The organism is Brumimicrobium mesophilum, from assembly GCF_003025005.1.
Taxonomy (GTDB): Bacteria; Bacteroidota; Bacteroidia; order Flavobacteriales_D; family Crocinitomicaceae; genus Brumimicrobium; species Brumimicrobium mesophilum.
On the sequence record NZ_PVSS01000010.1, the window covers coordinates 159,728 to 176,984 of the forward strand.

12 protein-coding genes are annotated in these 17,257 nt (G+C 35.0%); 5 read left to right on the forward strand and 7 right to left on the reverse strand.

The window, feature by feature from the left end:
• Nucleotides 1-173 precede the first annotated feature (173 nt).
• Nucleotides 174-2,204 carry a S9 family peptidase gene (locus C6368_RS11755; RefSeq protein WP_107039434.1) on the forward strand — a complete coding sequence of 677 codons (2,031 nt, stop codon included), beginning with the start codon at nucleotides 174-176 and terminating at the stop codon, nucleotides 2,202-2,204.
• 347 nt (nucleotides 2,205-2,551) lie between these two features.
• Here C6368_RS11755 and metK read toward each other — a convergent pair whose 3' ends face one another.
• A complete protein-coding gene (gene metK / locus C6368_RS11760; RefSeq protein ID WP_107039409.1) occupies nucleotides 2,552-3,808 on the reverse strand; it encodes a methionine adenosyltransferase in 1,257 nt (418 codons plus the stop codon).
• Nucleotides 3,809-3,931: 123 nt separating this feature from the next.
• Between metK and tsaB the strand changes: the two genes are divergently transcribed.
• Nucleotides 3,932-4,609, forward strand: coding sequence for a tRNA (adenosine(37)-N6)-threonylcarbamoyltransferase complex dimerization subunit type 1 TsaB (gene tsaB / locus C6368_RS11765; RefSeq protein ID WP_107039435.1), 678 nt, complete (start codon nucleotides 3,932-3,934; stop codon nucleotides 4,607-4,609).
• A gap of 193 nt (nucleotides 4,610-4,802) precedes the next feature.
• Here tsaB and C6368_RS11770 read toward each other — a convergent pair whose 3' ends face one another.
• The 3 genes from C6368_RS11770 to dnaB are packed head-to-tail and all read right to left on the reverse strand — an operon-like array spanning nucleotide 4,803 to nucleotide 8,134.
• Nucleotides 4,803-5,255 (reverse strand): hypothetical protein, encoded by a 453-nt coding sequence (locus C6368_RS11770; RefSeq protein ID WP_159038576.1) that lies wholly within the window; start codon nucleotides 5,253-5,255, stop codon nucleotides 4,803-4,805.
• Nucleotides 5,256-5,260: 5 nt separating this feature from the next.
• On the reverse strand, nucleotides 5,261-6,520 hold the full coding sequence (locus C6368_RS11775; RefSeq protein WP_107039411.1) for an asparagine synthetase B: 1,260 nt from the start codon (nucleotides 6,518-6,520) through the stop codon (nucleotides 5,261-5,263).
• A 39-nt stretch (nucleotides 6,521-6,559) separates the two neighbouring features.
• On the reverse strand, nucleotides 6,560-8,134 hold the full coding sequence (gene dnaB, locus C6368_RS11780) for a replicative DNA helicase (protein WP_107039412.1): 1,575 nt from the start codon (nucleotides 8,132-8,134) through the stop codon (nucleotides 6,560-6,562).
• A gap of 232 nt (nucleotides 8,135-8,366) precedes the next feature.
• Between dnaB and mnmD the strand changes: the two genes are divergently transcribed.
• The 3 genes from mnmD to C6368_RS11795 all read left to right on the forward strand — a co-directional run bounded on the left by mnmD (nucleotide 8,367) and on the right by C6368_RS11795 (nucleotide 10,788).
• Entirely contained in the window at nucleotides 8,367-9,032 is a 666-nt protein-coding gene (mnmD, locus tag C6368_RS11785) for a tRNA (5-methylaminomethyl-2-thiouridine)(34)-methyltransferase MnmD (protein ID WP_107039413.1), read from the forward strand.
• 102 nt (nucleotides 9,033-9,134) lie between these two features.
• A complete protein-coding gene (locus C6368_RS11790) occupies nucleotides 9,135-10,178 on the forward strand; it encodes a tetratricopeptide repeat protein (RefSeq protein ID WP_107039414.1) in 1,044 nt (347 codons plus the stop codon).
• A 10-nt stretch (nucleotides 10,179-10,188) separates the two neighbouring features.
• Nucleotides 10,189-10,788 carry a hypothetical protein gene (locus tag C6368_RS11795; protein ID WP_107039415.1) on the forward strand — a complete coding sequence of 200 codons (600 nt, stop codon included), beginning with the start codon at nucleotides 10,189-10,191 and terminating at the stop codon, nucleotides 10,786-10,788.
• 81 nt (nucleotides 10,789-10,869) lie between these two features.
• Here C6368_RS11795 and C6368_RS11800 read toward each other — a convergent pair whose 3' ends face one another.
• From C6368_RS11800 to C6368_RS11815, 3 genes are all read right to left on the reverse strand, one after another.
• The gene (locus tag C6368_RS11800) at nucleotides 10,870-12,243 is read right to left on the reverse strand and encodes a saccharopine dehydrogenase family protein (RefSeq protein WP_107039416.1); all 1,374 of its coding nucleotides are present in this window, start codon (nucleotides 12,241-12,243) and stop codon (nucleotides 10,870-10,872) included.
• Between the two features lie 678 nt (nucleotides 12,244-12,921).
• A complete protein-coding gene (locus C6368_RS11810; protein ID WP_107039418.1) occupies nucleotides 12,922-15,813 on the reverse strand; it encodes a TonB-dependent receptor in 2,892 nt (963 codons plus the stop codon).
• An 83-nt stretch (nucleotides 15,814-15,896) separates the two neighbouring features.
• A complete protein-coding gene (locus tag C6368_RS11815) occupies nucleotides 15,897-17,174 on the reverse strand; it encodes a hypothetical protein (RefSeq protein ID WP_107039436.1) in 1,278 nt (425 codons plus the stop codon).
• Nucleotides 17,175-17,257 lie beyond the last annotated feature (83 nt).

The following is a 17,257-nucleotide window of genomic DNA, read 5'->3' on the forward strand; positions in this document are numbered from 1 at the left end:
TAATATCAATTACGAATTAGAAAAATTACGAATTCATGGGCTTGGAAGCTTATGATTGAGAGAGTTCTTAGATGAAACGATAGTAATAATCCGATTTTGTGTCTTTTATACTCTATATCCACCAAATCATGACAAATTATTTATATTTTCACTTTTTCAAAAAGATAAAACAAATGAATTTACAAAAATTTACTCTCGGTTTATTGTTATTGGTTACTCCTTTTATATATGGACAAAAACAGACATTTACTCCTGAGAAATTATGGGAGTTAAAACGCATCAGCGGTGGAAGTGTTTCCCCTGACAATGCTAATATTTTATACCGTTCTTCCGCTTATGAAATGAATAATAACTCAGGAAATGGTGATAACTACATTTATAACTTGAAAAAAGAAACCCACGAAAAGATCAGTGGCGAAAATGCCAAAATTCAAGGATTACGTTGGTCAAATGATGGAATCGCAGGAATGATGACCGAAGATGAACAAAGGAAAATTGTGACTTCGTCGTTAAACAAACCTGAAATTAAAACAGTTTTAACTAAGCCTTCCAATGAGTTGATTGATTTTATCATTAGCCCAGAAGGAAAATATCTTCTAACATTAGAGAGAGTTAAAACACAAAAAACAACAGCTGATTTATACCCTGAATACCCAGAAGCTAATGTTCAAATTTATGACGACTTACTTTACAAGCATTGGGATTCTTGGGAAGATGAATTCAGCGATCAATTGTTTTTGTATTCAATCGAAGACGGAAAAGCTAATCCAAATGGAATTAATTTATTGGGAGACACTCCTTATGAAGGTGTGATGAAACCATTCAGCGGATTAGAGAATGTAACTTTTATTAATGAAAAACACGTTGTTTACGCTTCTAAAAAGAAGGTTGGAAAAGACTACGCAACGAGTACAGATTCAGAATTATATGTTTATGATATCCTTAAGAAAGAAACAAGTAATTGGACAGAAGCTTATAATGGATATGATGCCAATCCTAAAATTCATGAAAAAACACAAAAATTAGCTTGGTTAAGTATGGCCAACGATGGTTTCGAATCAGATAAAAACGACATTATCGTTAGAGATTTAAAATCACAAGAAGATAGAAATTTAACTGCAAGTATAGACTTAACAATTAGTGATTTTGTTTGGAATGAAAAAGGCGATAAAATTTATTTTTTGGCTGTAACTGAAGCAACATACCAATTATTTGAATTGGATGTCAAAACAAAAAAGCACCGTAAAATAACATCTGGCGACCACAATTATGGAAGTTTAGCCTTGGCTAACGGAAAGTTAATCGCCATGCGTCAATCTATGTTACATCCAAATGAAATGTTCGAAGTAGACATAAAAACAGGGAAAGCCAAACAATTGACGCATGCGAATGATGAAGCATTAGAGCAGTTTGATGCTCCAACGATTGAAAAAAGATGGGTAACAACTACAGACAATCAAAAAATGTTGACATGGGTTATTCTACCGCCAAATTTTGATGAAAACAAAGAATATCCTACCTTATTATATTGTCAAGGTGGACCACAATCTGCAGTAAGTCAATTTTTCTCTTTCCGTTGGAATTTTAGATTAATGGCTTCACAGGGATATGTAGTTGTAGCGCCAAACAGAAGAGGTTTACCAGGATTTGGTCAAAAATGGAACGATGCCATTTCAAAAGATTGGGGTGGTCAATCTATCCGTGATTATCTATCTGCAATTGATGATGTAAGTAAAGAAAAATACGTTGACAAAGAAAGAATTGGAGCTGTTGGAGCGTCTTATGGCGGATATTCAGTTTATTACCTGGCTGGAGTGCATGAAGGACGTTTCAAATCATTAATTGCCCACGCAGGATTATTCAACATGACGTCTTGGTATGGAACAACAGAAGAGTTGTTTTTTGCCAATTGGGATTTAGGTGGACCATATTGGGAAGAAGAAAACAAGAAATCCTACGAAGAATTTAGTCCACATAAATTGGTAAACAATTGGGACACGCCAATTTTAATTATCCAAGGTGGAATTGATTTCCGTGTTCCAGAAGGACAAAGTTTTGAAGCTTTTCAAGCAGCCCAATTAAAAGGAATAAAATCTAAAATGATTTACTTTCCGAAAGAAAACCACTGGATTTTAGCTCCTCAAAACGCGATGATTTGGCAAACGGAGTTTTATAAATGGTTGGATGAGACCTTGAAGAATTAAATTTTCAACACCACGATTTTATTTGTAAAACAGGTTGTTATAATGTAGGGGTATTGCGTGGTGACAGACGATTATTATACGGTGACCGACGATTATTCTGTAGAGACGCACGGCCGTGCGTCTCTACAGAATAATAATACGTTTCAACATAATAAACATAACGACACCGTTTTACATAACACCGAACAACAGAATAATACGTTTCAATATAACAACACCGTTTTACATAACATCAAACCAACATAACAACATCGCATTTCAACCTATAAAACTACGCCTACAAACCCCATTAACCAAAAAGGTCGACATTACTGTCGACCTTTTTCAATATAAATACAAATTGCTTCTTACAATTTGAATGCAGTTTTAATTTGATCTACGAAATCTAATTTCTCCCACGTAAAGAATTCAACTTCTAAAGTTTCTTTTCTTCCTGCGTTTTCGAAAGTAACAGTTTTCGTTTCTGGTTTTCTTCCCATGTGTCCGTATGCTGCAGCTGGACTATAAATTGGGTTTCTTAATTTCAAACGTTTTTCAATAGCCGCTGGACGCATGTCAAACATTTTTGAAATTTCACGAGCAATATCACCATCAGTCATATCTACTTTCGCTGTTCCGTAAGTGTTAACATATAAACCCATTGGTTCAGCAACACCGATAGCATAAGAAACTTGAACAAGAACCTCATCACATAATCCCGCAGCAACTAAGTTTTTCGCGATGTGACGTGTAGCATAAGCTCCAGACCTGTCCACTTTTGATGGATCTTTTCCTGAGAACGCTCCACCACCGTGAGCACCTTTTCCTCCGTATGTATCAACGATGATTTTTCTACCGGTTAATCCTGAATCTCCGTGAGGACCTCCAATAACAAATTTCCCTGTTGGGTTGATGTGGTATTTAATGTTGCCATCAAATAATTCTTCAACAGCTGGATTATTGATTTTCTTAATTAAACGAGGAATCAAAATTTCTTTGATGTCTGCATTAATTTTATCCAACATAACAGTTTCGCTTTCATCGAAATCATCGTGTTGTGTTGAAAGAACGATAGCATCAATTCTTTGTGGTTTATTATCGTCACTATATTCAATTGTTACCTGAGCTTTCGCGTCTGGACGTAAATAAGTGATTTCATTATTTTCTCTTCTTAATTCAGCTAATTCGATCAACAAACGGTGAGATAAATCAAGTGCCAATGGCATATAATCTTCTGTTTCGTTTGTTGCATAACCAAACATCATTCCTTGGTCACCTGCTCCTTGCTCTTCTGGAGTACCGCGATCTACACCACGATTAATATCTTCAGATTGCTCGTGAATTGCTGAAATTACCCCACAAGATTTTGCATCAAATTGATACTCACTTTTGTTGTAACCAATTCGCTCGATTGTGTCTCTAGCGATTTTTTGAACATCTAAATAAATGTTTGAATTAACCTCTCCCGCTAAAACTACTAATCCTGTTGTTACAAGAGTTTCACATGCTACTTTTGAATCCTTATCAAAAGCTAAAAAGTGATCTATTAAGCTGTCAGAAATTTGATCTGCAACTTTATCTGGGTGTCCTTCCGAAACTGATTCGGACGTAAATAAATATGACATGTTTGAATATTTCTAAATTAGAACTCCCAAAAATAGCAATACTTCACTAATTGAACCCAATTTTTTACATATTTAAACCCTTTTAACGAAAAAACCTTATTCTTGCAAAACGAATTATATGATATGGCTAAATTTCTTCACATTGAAACCTCAACTAAAGTTTGCTCTGTTGCACTTTCCGAAAATGGGCAGTTAATTGATCTTCTAGAAGAAAGTTCTGACGCCTATATTCACTCCGAAAGGTTGACTGTTTTCATTGATCAAATCTGTAAGCAAAACAATTGCAAATTGAATGAATTATCTGCTATTGTTGTCACTAGCGGACCAGGTTCGTACACAGGATTACGTATCGGAGTTTCAACAGCGAAAGGTTTATGTTATGCTTTGAGTATTCCATTAATAGCCGTTAACACCCTTGTAAGTATCGCCTCTTTAGCACAGAAAAAGCATCCTAACTCTTCAATTTGTGCGATGATTGATGCACGAAGAATGGAGGTTTTTTCTACGATCTTCGACGGCGATTTTAAAATAGTAAAAAGTCTTTCAGCGGACATTTTAGAGGAGAAAACCTACGAAGCGTTTTTACCAATTGTTGTATGCGGAGATGGAGCGAATAAAACCAAAGAAATTTGGGGGAATCGTGATTTACTAATTGATGAAACGATTGTTTCAAGTGCCGCAGGACAAGTAGAAATTGCTTTTGAAAAATTCAAAAATGAAGAATTCGAAGATGTGGCGTATTTTGAACCAAAATATTTGAAAGATTTTGTGGTTACACCTTCGAAGAAAAAGCCTTTTTAATTGATAATTCGTGGGCTGGTTATGTGACTTTATGGAACGCGGGCCTTCAACGAGCTCAGTCACCGCAAAAATGACGGATCTTCGAACGTGGTCCAGAAAGCTTTCGGGATTCACTGATTTTCAATTTACGAGTAAAGCCTGCCTATGGATTTCACATCCAACAATTCGTAATTCGTAATTAAAACATTCGTAATTATTTATGTATAGCCGGTCTTAATTTCAAAAATCCTGCAAAAGCAAATCCTATAACCATCGTTAAATCTGCACAATGGTAAATCCAGAATTGATCTTCAAGCTGCATAAAGCTGGCTCTTGTTTCTACCGTTTGAATTACGAAATATAGATGCACAATCCATCCAGGGAAAAATGCGGAAACACTTGAGATGACGAATGAATTAAATGCTTCTTTCTTTTCTTCAACTGTTGAAATTTCACTCCTATTTAGAGTCGCTAACATTGCAATCGTAACTATCAGTAAAACCAAGTAAACCAATTTCAAAAAGGCTGGTTTCTCATAGTGAAAAATTGTATTACTGAAATAAGTTATGATTTGTTCTGAAGTTTGATCTGCGTAGAAAAGGAATAATCCAAAAACCAGCACAAGCATTAACCCTAAACGGTATTCTTTTTTAAAGAGGAAGCCCAAAATTTCTATGTTTTACGTTTTTTCTTCTTCGCAGCTGGAAAAAGAACATTATTTAAAATCAAACGGTAACCTGGAGAGTTAGGATGTAAACTCAAATCCGTATGTGGATCTCCTACTCTGTGCTGGTAATCCTCTGGATCGTGACCTCCGTAGAAAGTCCAAGTTCCTAATCCCAATTCTCCATGAACATATTTTACAGTCTCAATCGCTTTGGATTCACCCATAATTGTTACTGAAGATTTAATGTAATCCTTCACAAAATCGGTTGTTTGCCCGTAGAAATTTTTAAGAATCGTGGTGTGATTTTGAGTCAACATCGTTGGAACCACATCCCATTTTGCAGAGAATTCGAAGAGCGTAAAAATATCATCTTTTTCTCCAATTCTTCTGTGCCTATTTGTTCCATCAATCGTAGAATATTCGTATTCCATTGGATTTTCAATAATTTCAAAATTTTCAAAAGCCAAAGTCTTATTAAAATCTAATTTTGATTTGTAATTAGGATCTACTCCATCACCATCAAACATTTGTTCGGCGATATCGGTTTCATGCGCAGCTAGGGCAATATCAAAACTATCTGTCCCACTACACATGGTAAACAAAAAACCACCAGAGAAAACGTAACTTTTGATTGTTTCAGCAACTGCCAATTTCATATCTGAAACTTTGGAAAACCCTAAACTTTGAGCACTAGCTTCTAAAGTAGCCACCTGTTCCCTATACCACTGTGCATTTCTATAGGCAGAATAAAATTTTCCATATTGACCAGTGAAATCTTCATGATGCAAATGCAACCAATCATATTCTTTTAATCCGCCAGCAATTACTGTACTATCATAAACTTTATCATAAGGAATTTCGGCGTATTCCATAACTAAAGTTACGGCATCATCCCAAGGTTGCTTCCCTCCAGGTGTGTAAACAGCAATTTTTGGAGCAACTTCTAACTGCACCACTTCTTGATTTACTTCAGGAGAAGCAATATTTCGTTTAATATTATTGACTTGACCATCGGCAACAATTTCATAGCTCACTCCACGAATTACCAATTCATTTTCGATCGCTGAAAGATGCGGCAAAAGAAAAGAACCACCTCTATAATTGAGCAGCCATTCCATAGTTACACCATTCTCCAACACAAAATAAGCAATACCGTAAGCCTTCAAATGATTCGCTTGCGCTTTATCCATTGGCACTAAAATCGAAGATGCAAATAATTGTGCACTAAAAAAAAGTGTGATTATAATCGTAAAAATATATCGCATATCTATTTCGTTTTGGTCAATGTATAAATAATCTACTGATTAAAACGGTGCTTCATCATCTTCATTGTGAGAAACATCAAATTCATCATCATCAATGTCGTCCATTCTACTTGAAATCACCATTCGATTTCCAGCAGATGATGTATCGAAATCACTTCCAACAGGCATTGTACTCAATTGTGGAACTTCTTCATCCATTCCGAAAGATTCTACGTTAGCAAATTTGGCGTATTTCCCTATAAATTTCAATCTTACAGTATCTGTGGAACCATTTCTGTGTTTCGCAATAATAATATCTCCCATTCCTTGTGTAGGACCTTTTTCGTCTTCCAGTAACCCATAGTATTCGGCACGGTAAATAAAGGAAACGATATCGGCATCTTGCTCAATCGCTCCAGATTCACGAAGGTCAGAAAGAATTGGTCTTTTATCTCCTCCACGTTGTTCGACCGAACGACTCAGCTGAGACAATGCAATAACAGGAATATTCAATTCTTTTGCAATCTCTTTAATGGAACGAGAAATTTGTGAAATCTCTTGCTCACGGTTTCCTCCACCTTTATTTGTTCCAGCGGTCATTAATTGCAGGTAGTCAATAATCACCAATTCAATATTGTGCTTTTGTTTCATTCGACGACATTTTGCACGGAGTTCGAAAATCGAAATTCCTGGCGTATCATCAATGTATATTGGTGCTTTTGATAAACGGGCAATCTTTGTATGAATCATCTGAAACTCATGATCTTCAATATTTCCTTTTCTCAATTTTTCAGCATCAATTTGCGCTTCTGAAGAGATCAAACGTTTAACGAGCTGAACACTTGACATCTCAAGCGAGAAAAACGCAACTCCCATGTTATAATCTACCGCTGTGTTTCTGGCCATAGAAAGTACGAATGCCGTTTTCCCCATCGCAGGACGGGCAGCAATTACAATCATATCCGAACGTTGCCAACCAGAAGTCAACTTATCAAGTGCTTTTAAACCTGTTGGAATTCCAGAAACACCATCTTGATTACCTCGAGCACTTTCAATTTCTTCAATTGCGCCTTTCATGGCAGTTTGCATGGTGTCATAGCTCTTTTTCATATTGTTTTGAGCAATCGCAAACAAATCTTCCTCCGCTTTTGAAAGTACACTAAATACGTCCTTCGTCTCGTCGTATGCTTCTTTTAGTATCTCACTTGAAATTCCAATTATTTCACGTTGAATGTATTTCTCAATGATAATTCTACCGTGGTGTTCAACATGGGCAGCAGAAGCAACTTTATTCGTTAAAGTAGATAAATAATAAGCACCTCCTGCAACTTCTAAACTTCCTAATTTACGGAGTTGTTCGGTAACTGTTAAAAGATCAATAGGAGTTGTTGTATTATACAATTCCGTCATTGCTTCAAAAATAGCTTGATGCTTAGGATCATAGAAGGCATCTTTGGTTCTCAAAATATCGATAACGTTATTCATGGCTGTTCCATCAATCATCATCGCACCCAAAACAGCTTGTTCTAAATCAGTTGCCTGTGGTGGTATTCTACCTATATCCATAGGAGTTTTGCTACCACGTGTGCTCCTACTCATTACTGTTTTACCCTCTTTTTTATCCTGCTTATCCATATTGCAAATATATTTAAAACCAATTCCAAATTGGGTTTTAATCTGTTCATCTTTTAAGATTGTGTAAAACTCTATATTAGTGTATAACTTTTATTATCCTAGAGCCTCGATTGTGCTTTAAACTAATTGTTTCATAACAAAAAACAATCATTAGTTTTGCACATACAAAGTTACGATAAACAAGTTCTAATAAAGAAAGAATAGAATATTGATTTTATAAAAAGAAGAAAACATGAAAAGAGAAATAATCACAACAAAAGACGGCTCAAAAACCCTCTATATTCCAGGTATTTATGAACATTACCACTCAAATCATGGTGCACTTCAAGAATCAATGCATGTTTTTATAAAAAGTGGATGGGAAGAAATCAGAAAAGATGAAGTTAATGTTTTAGAAATTGGTTTTGGAACAGGTTTAAATGCAATTATTACCTTAATCGCAGCAAAAAATGAGAACAAGAAGGTAAATTACGTTGGGTTAGAAGCCTTTCCAGTAACTAAAGAAGAAGTTGATTTATTGAAATATGAAGACTTGGAAGGCATAGAGAATGTTAAAAGTGAATTCTATAAAATGCATTCCACCGAATGGGACGTTCCGAATAAAATCATCGATTCTTTCTCTCTAAATAAAGTTCAGCAAAAAATGGAAGATTTTATTCCAAAAAAAGAACATTTCGACCTCATATATTTCGATGCATTTGGACCACGGGCTCAGCCATTTATGTGGACAGATGAAGTTTTGTCAAAAATGTACGGCGCTTTATCAACCAATGGTGTCTTTGTTACGTATTGTGCTAAAGGAGATGTACGCAGAAGCTTAATCAGTTTAGGTTTTGAGGTTGAAAAGATTCCAGGTCCTCCAGGAAAGCGAGAAATGCTGCGCGCAAGAAAAAAGTAAATTATCAATGAGTAAAACGTAGCTTTCACTTAAGCTTCTGTAATTAAACTCAACTTTAAGAATGAAGAAATACTTATCTTTGTCTATTTAATAAAAGAAATTATGGTTAAAAACACATTTATATTTGCACTTTTAGGATTCGGAATATTATTCTCTTGCACTTCCGAAGAGAAAGTAGAAGACGATCAATTCTTTGTTAAAGAAGAAGTTAAAAAGGAAAAAGATGTGTTCACCCAAATATCTGATAGTTTAAATGAAAATCCTGAAAACGTCAAATTATGGATTCGTCAAGGTAATTTGTGTAAGGACGAGCTTAATTTTGATTGTGCCTTAAACGCAGGAGCAAAAGCTTTTAGAATAGATTCAACAAATATTGAAGCACGTCGACTTTATGCTTGGACTTTAATTAATAAGCCCAAAGCACCGGTTTCTGACATTGAAAGAGCAAAACGTCATTACCAATACATACTTTCTCTACAACCAAAAGACCCTCAAACATTGGTAGAATTAGCCAATACTTTTTCTTTAACTGGAGACTTTAAAACGGCTATAAAATATATCAATGACGCTTTAAAAATTGATGAACGCTACCGTGATGGCTATGTTTTGAAAGGGTCAATTTATAAAACATTAGAAAAAAATGATTTAGCCCTTTCGAGTTACCAAACAGCACTTCAAATTGATCCAGAATTCTTTATTGGACATTTAAACACAGGTTGGTTATTGACTTCTATTGAGAATCACAAATTAGCGCTTGAGTATTATGAGAATGCCGTAAATCTAAAACCGGACAATTTAAATGCAATTTATGGAGTAGCCAAAAGTTTACAAGATCTTGGCGATTACGAAGCAGCTTTAGCACAATACAGAAAAATCGAAAAAATCGAACCTGATTTTTATATCACCTATTTCAATCAGGCCTTCATCAAGCAATATTATCAGGAAGAGCTCGACAGTGCAACTTACTTTTACAACAAAGCCTTGGAAATACATCCAAAATATCTACCAGCATGGTATCAACTAGGTGAAACATATTATTCTCAAAATAGAATTCCTGATGCCGGAAGAGCATTTGCAGAAGCTTTAAGAATTGACCCCAATTACGCCCCAGTAAAAGAAGCAGCAGAAAAATTACGAAATAAATAGTCAGATTCCTATGAATCGCTTAAAATTAGCAAACGCCATTGGTGAGGCCATACTCCCGATTTTAGGCTTGTTGTTTTTTGACTGGGGAATTTACTTTATCCTGCTATACTACTTTATTGACCTAGTAGTAACCGAAGTTTTTATGTATATCAAAGTCAATAAAATCGTCCAGAATCAAAAGATTAATTTTCCGTTCTCAACTCGATATGGTCGATTAATCGTTAATTCTGCAATCATGTTTTTGGTGATTATTATCTCACATTTTGCGGTTTATCACATTGTTCCTGGCATAGACTTCCCATATCAAATTATAGAATTTTTAAGCTATGAAGAAGCCGGACTCCCCATCCCACAAGGATACATCCTATTACCGTTGGTACTTTTAGGAAACTACCAGCAGTATAATACAATGTTTATAAAAACAGGACTGTATCAAAGGCAGTCTTGGAAAAATTTGATTTTTTCTCGAAGAAAAGCGCTCTATATTGCAACTGGAGGAAGTCTTTTGGCAATTATATTATCTATTTTAATTCCAATCCCAGGATTTGTTTATGTCTTAGGTATTGTTGGTGTGAAATTTTGGATAGACCTGAAGATCAGTTATGAGTAAGGAGTAGTGAGTAGAGAATCCTAACTCCCTACCCAATACTCAAAACTCGAAACTCAAGACTCAATACTGTAAATCTTCGATTTACTTCCACGTTTCTTCTTCATTATACAATCGCGGTGGATGAATTTGTTTTTCTTTAAACACAATTCCGTATTCTTCCAACTCCTTTAAAATTGGATCATAAACATCTTTGTGAGTTGGAATAATTACCCCTTTCAACTGAATTTCTTCGTTCAAAATTTTCTTAACGCAAATTCCTAATGGTAAACCAACCGTGTTACTCATAGAAGTAAAAGTTTGGTCTTCACCAATATTTACCATTTCTGATGTAATTTCTTTCAATTCATCGTTCAACAAATAGATAAATTTGTGATACATCACAATCATGTCCTTATCTTCCGGTTTCAATTGCCATTTAGCCTCCAATATATGTTGTAACATTTGAGCTGGAGTAGCATTTTTCAATCCTATTTTTGTTTCATTTTCAAAAATTCCTAGCCATACCAATTTGTCCCAAAGTGAATCATCAAGATCAATTTTCATGTAGTGACGCAACTTTAATTCAACAGTATCACTGTGATTGTAGGGCAAGAATGAATTAATAAAATCTCGATTCGTCATGTGTTCACTTCCTTCTAAAGTGTAAGAATCATCTGTTGCTCCTAACTGAACAAAAACATCCCAAGCCCTTGAAAAACCAACTCTTCTTAATGTACCCCGATAAATTGTTGGAATTCCTTCCAAGTCGTAAATCTCACGGTACATCAATGAATTTCTATTGGCATAACCTTCAAAACGACCATATCCTTCAACATCAATAATTTCTGTTCGGCGAAACAATTTATGATAAGGAATGTATTTGTATAGCCCTTCTTGAATAAATTGAGCAGCTCCACCTTGTCCCGCTAAAACAACGTTTCTTGGATTCCAAGTAAATTTATAATTCCAAGGATTATCGTCACTTTCTGGTGCAACTAAACCTCCTGTAAATGATTCAAAAACTTTCATTTCCCCACCCGCGTCACGAATTTCGTCAATCACACGCATCGCGCTCATATGATCAATACCAGGGTCAACTCCAATTTCATTCATGATGATGATACCCGCATCTTTCGCTTTTTCATCTAATTCTTTCATCTCTGGAGAAACATAAGAAGGTGTAATCAAATTTTTCTTCATTTGAATACAGTCATTCGCTACATCCACGTGAAAACGTGCTGGCAACATACTGATTACGATATCTGCTTTTTCTATTTCTGGCCTTCTTTCAGCCGGATCCAATGCGTTAAAAACCATCGCTGTAGCATATTCAGAACCGTTGATTTTTTTCTCAATAGCTTCCTTGTTTTGATCTACAATTTTTAAATGCCATTGTTCCGTTTCTGCATTTTGAAGAAGGTAACGTATTAAAGAGGAAGATGATAATCCTGCTCCTAATATTAAAATAATTTTCATTGTTTGATGTTTTTTTATGCGGTAGTTTTAATATAAAACCTTTCATTAATGATTGATTATAATCCGCAATTATCGTTTGTATAAGTAACAAAGCAAACGAAATTTAGGAGATTTATCAAGAAAATGAAAGCATTGTTTTAGTAATTTAAAGTTAAAATACAAGATTAGAAATGATTCTGACAATTTCCTGTGGAACTAGGAACGATTTGTAAACATAGTAAAGGGTTTTCATGAGTACAAAAAATGAATCTTCTTATTCTGCACTGAAAAATATTAAAGGGATTTTGCTTTGGGCGCCTATTTCCGTCTCCATCTGCAAGTTGCTTTCTTGTTTTGCACAATTCCGATCACCGCTAAAATAGCTTCTTTTGTCGCTTTTTATCGCTGTGGAATTGGCAAACAAGTTCAGCAAGCTTTTCGCTTAAAGTCGGGGCGTAGGGTTAAAGGCTTCGATTTGGTTGTTTTGAGATAGGAATTTGGTTGTTTTCCTCCAAACCGGCTTGGACGTTTTCTATTTTGCAATCGTAAATCAGGGAAAGAGGATGCGTTTTTAAAGATATAAAATTCATTTCCAAAAAAAAATCCCTCCATTTCTGGAGGGATTTTGTAAAAAAATGGAATCAACTATTCTCAAATTAAAAGATATATTCTGATCGATTCACTTAAATTTTATAAATCTTAAAAATTCCAACTCATCTTCAAACTAACAGTAGTTCCTTGACGAAGAGAAAAGAAATATTCATCATCTGCCTCGTAAGACTTAAATACTGCTTCCTTTTTAGAATTGGCAATGTTTTTCAACATTATACCTGCATTAAATTGATCCTTCTTCCCGAAGCGTTTTGAAACATTCATGTTTAAACTGTGGAAAGGAACTGAATAAATATCAGGACGATCAGCAATTCCAGAGAATAAAAGTGTTTCACCTTGAACGTTATAATACATTCCAACGTTTAGGTTTTTACCGAACCCTTTTTCTCCAACGTATTCGATTCCTCCGTTAATTATCCATGGTGCTTGACCAGCCATATCTCTGTATTCATCAATTTCTTGACCTGTTCTTGCATTGTTCACTCTAGATTCATATTCCGTTGCACTTAATTCAATTTGAGATTGTGTTAAAGTAACATTCATCGCTAAACTGAATTTGCTTAACTTCTTTGAAATAAACTCTAGCGACTGTCTTCCTTCAAATTCCAATCCTAGAACCGTACCATCTCCAACATTTCTTGGTTGGAATGCACCTGTTTGAGTTGCAAACTGTACTACCTCAATTGGGTTATTAAACATTTTATAGAATCCACTGATTGAGAAAGTTTGACCTCTTCCGTGAAAAATCTCCCATCTTAAATCGAAGTTATGAATAGATGTACTCACAAGGTTACCATCCCAGTATTCAACACCCAATACATCATTTGCATCTCTAAAAAGCCCTCCAACGAAAGTTCTTCCAGTAATAGGGTCTAAAATTTCTGAATAAGACAACTCCTTAAATGAAGGTCTAGCAGTTGTTCTACCGTATGACATTCTAATATTTTGATTTTCAGCAACGGCATATACAATATTCATCGAAGGAAAAAATCCAAGTTCTTCTAAAACAACATCATTGTTTAAAACATTGGCACCTAGTTGATCTCTTCCTGTATATCTTTGAGAGTAATATTCTGTTCTTAATCCAACAATTACTTTTAAACGTTCTACTGGAGAAAGTTCAGCCATTGCATAAGCCCCAGAAGAAAAAACAGAAGATTCAAATTTATTTGGGTTAATTGGCATAAAAGGAGCTTCAAAAGTTGTCCCTTTAGAAACATCACCGTTATAAGGCCATAAATTTTCTTCAGCAAACAATTCATTAGGATTTCCCGTTAACTCAACATTTCTAACATTAATTTGGAATGAACGAATATTAAAGTCTCTTCTTTTAAAAGATTGAATTGCACCAACTTTAAATAATCCATCATTTCCAAAAACTTTAGTTTTCTTTTCTAAGTCGGCTTTAGCAGAAGTATTTATTTCATTCAATTCTCTCCAGATTCTTTCTGGGAAACCAGATTCTGTTCCGATGTTATAACTTCCATCATTACGCACTTCATAACGAGTAAAACGCATATCTGGATTATCAATTGAAGAAAGAGAAGTAGAGGACGCCCATGATAATTTCCAATCATCATTAGCAAATCTGTGATTACCTGAAATGATTGCAGTTGTTAAAGCACGTTCAGCATATTCTAAATTATGTTGAAATCCTGAAAAAACTGCTCCTTGATCTGTATTTTGATAATCAAACACACCAGCAGTTGAAGTTCCATTTTGAAGATGTAATAAATTAAAGTTATAGCTTGATTTAGCAGTGCTTAATGTTAAGCCCAACATTCCACTCAATAAAACTTCATTCTCACCGTAACTACCTTCTTGTAATTCTCTTACTTCTAACTGATTTTTATCCCTGTCACTGGCAAGACCATATCTAGAATAAACAGCGTCTTCAAAGAATTTTGTTTGATTTTTATAAGAAACATTTAAGTTATATCCAATTGTATATCCTTTCTTTTTAAATGATTCACCTACATTTGCATCAAGTCCAATATCCATCAAAGAATTCGCTTGCATTGCAGCCAATTGTGGATCAAAAGAACCTAAAATTTCTTGATATCTTTTCGCTTCAGGACCATTTGGATCAGCAATCGTTTGTGCGAAAAATGGTATATTGTTCTCAGCTGGAATCTCACGTGAGTTTTTACCAAAAGCCAAAACATCTGCACCACTTTTCTCGTAGGTTAAATAATTATCTTTTAAATGAAAGTTTGGATTATAAGAAGTGCTCATTGAAATGCTTCTTGTTTTCTCTGTTGCCGCACTATTTAATGACATATCAACTATTCCACCAGCGAAATCTGCAGGCAAATCCGCTGAAGCTGCTTTATAAACAACAATATTGTCTATCATCTTAGTAGGAAAAATATCCATTTGAACAGTATTTCTGTCAGGATCTAATCCAGGAACTTCTAATCCACTTAGAAGAGTTTTGCTGTACCTGTCTCCAATTCCACGAATGTAAATGTATTTCCCATCACTTAAAGAAACACCAGGAATTCTTTTCATTGCAGCACCGGCATCTGAATCTCCTGTTTTCTTAAATTTAGCAGAAGACATTCCATCAATCATTTTAGATGATTTTTGTTTTAATGAAAGTATTGCGTTTTCAGTATTTGTTTTTCTTTTTGCAGAAACTACTACTTCTTCAAAATCGCTAACTTGCGCTCTAACATTGAGTAATTCTAGGTTAATTGTTTCATTCGATTTAACGGTAACACTTTCGATAGATAAAGTATCATATCCCATATATGTTACTTGTAGATCGTAAGTTCCAGAACCAACTGAAATAGAAAATGCCCCATCCAAATCTGAATAAGCACCAATTTTATGATCTTTCACCATTACTCTAACTCCTGGAAGTTTTTCACCAGAAGTTTCATCACCTATTACTCCATTGATGAAGCCGTTTTGAGAAAAAGAAACGGAGGTTAAACTGATAAACAGTAATGTGATATAAATAAAATGCACTCTCATAAAAAAAAATTTAAAAAATGTAATCAAAAAAAACTATCCCGAGTGTGAAATACACTCAGGATAGTCCTTGTTTATTGTTTGTTTTAGAAATCTGTTAATTGTCCTCTTACATCAGAGAATGTCCATCCCATAAATGGTGATACATTTGCTCCTACTGTGTTTCCACCTTGTGACACTTCTGTAGCATGAACGTCTGTTCCTCCTTTAAAGATATCTGACAATGCTACTCCTGTTGGAGAAGTCACTTCTAAATTCGAGAAGTTCAAAACTCCATTTGCAAAGTTATCGATTGAAGCTTGACCACTTAATGAAAAGTCACCTCTTCCATCTGTTGCAGGATCAGGGAATCCAAACATGTAAATGTTTTCTAAACTTGCTCTTGCTCCATCTCTAAAATCAGCGATTTCAGTATTTGCAGCTCCTTTAATTGAACCATTTTTCAATGTGTGTGCATCCAAAAATGCTCCTTCAGGTCCGTCTATTTCTAGTGCGTGATCTGTGCTTTCTCCAGCAATTACAATGAAGTTATCTAAAGTTCCACTCCAAGCTTGATCTGTATCTAATGCATCATCTCCTGCATTCCATACAATTACGTTTTTTACGTTAACTGTTCCACCGAACCATTCAACACCATCATCTTGATTTGAAACAACTTCAATGTTCTCAATAACAGTTCCAGTACCTACACCACCCAATGTCAAACCATTGATTTCGTTACCTTCTCCGATATTCGCTCCACCATGACGAATTGAAATATATTTCAATACACCTGAATTATCTGTAGCATCTGAACCTCCATACAAACCATTCTGATCTGATGGTGGAATACCTTCAATTTGAACAGATGGGTTATCAGCAGAAATTGGTGCGTTACCTAAAACGATTAAACCTCCCCAAAGACCATCTAAATCAGCACTCATATTTGGGCTATCTATTTGTCCTGGTTGAATTTCATCTGCGATAGTTGTAAAGATAATTGGAGAAGTTGCTGTTCCTTCTGCCATTATTTTACCACCTCTAGCGATAATTAATGCAGTTGCGTTTGGCCCAGTTCCAACTTCACCTTTTATGATTGTTCCAGGCTCAATTGTTAAAGTTGCACCTGTAGTTACAGTAACTCTTGTATTTAAAACATAAACTTTTTCATTTGTCCAAGTTGTGTTTGTAGTAATGTTTTGAGAAACAACTACAGTTGATCCATCACCAACAATATCTTCATAATTACAAGACCCATCATCTTTCTTTGCGTCTTCACTGTAATTGATTGCAGTTTCATCTGTACAACCTTCTTTTTTACAAGAAGTAGTTGCTAACGTTAATGTTGCGACAACTAATAAACCGCTTACTCTTAACTTTCTCATTTTCATTTTTTCGTTCTTTATTTATTTTCAACAAAGGTGCGAATGAAAAATACTTTTCCTGTAAAGCGAAAATTAAAGGTATA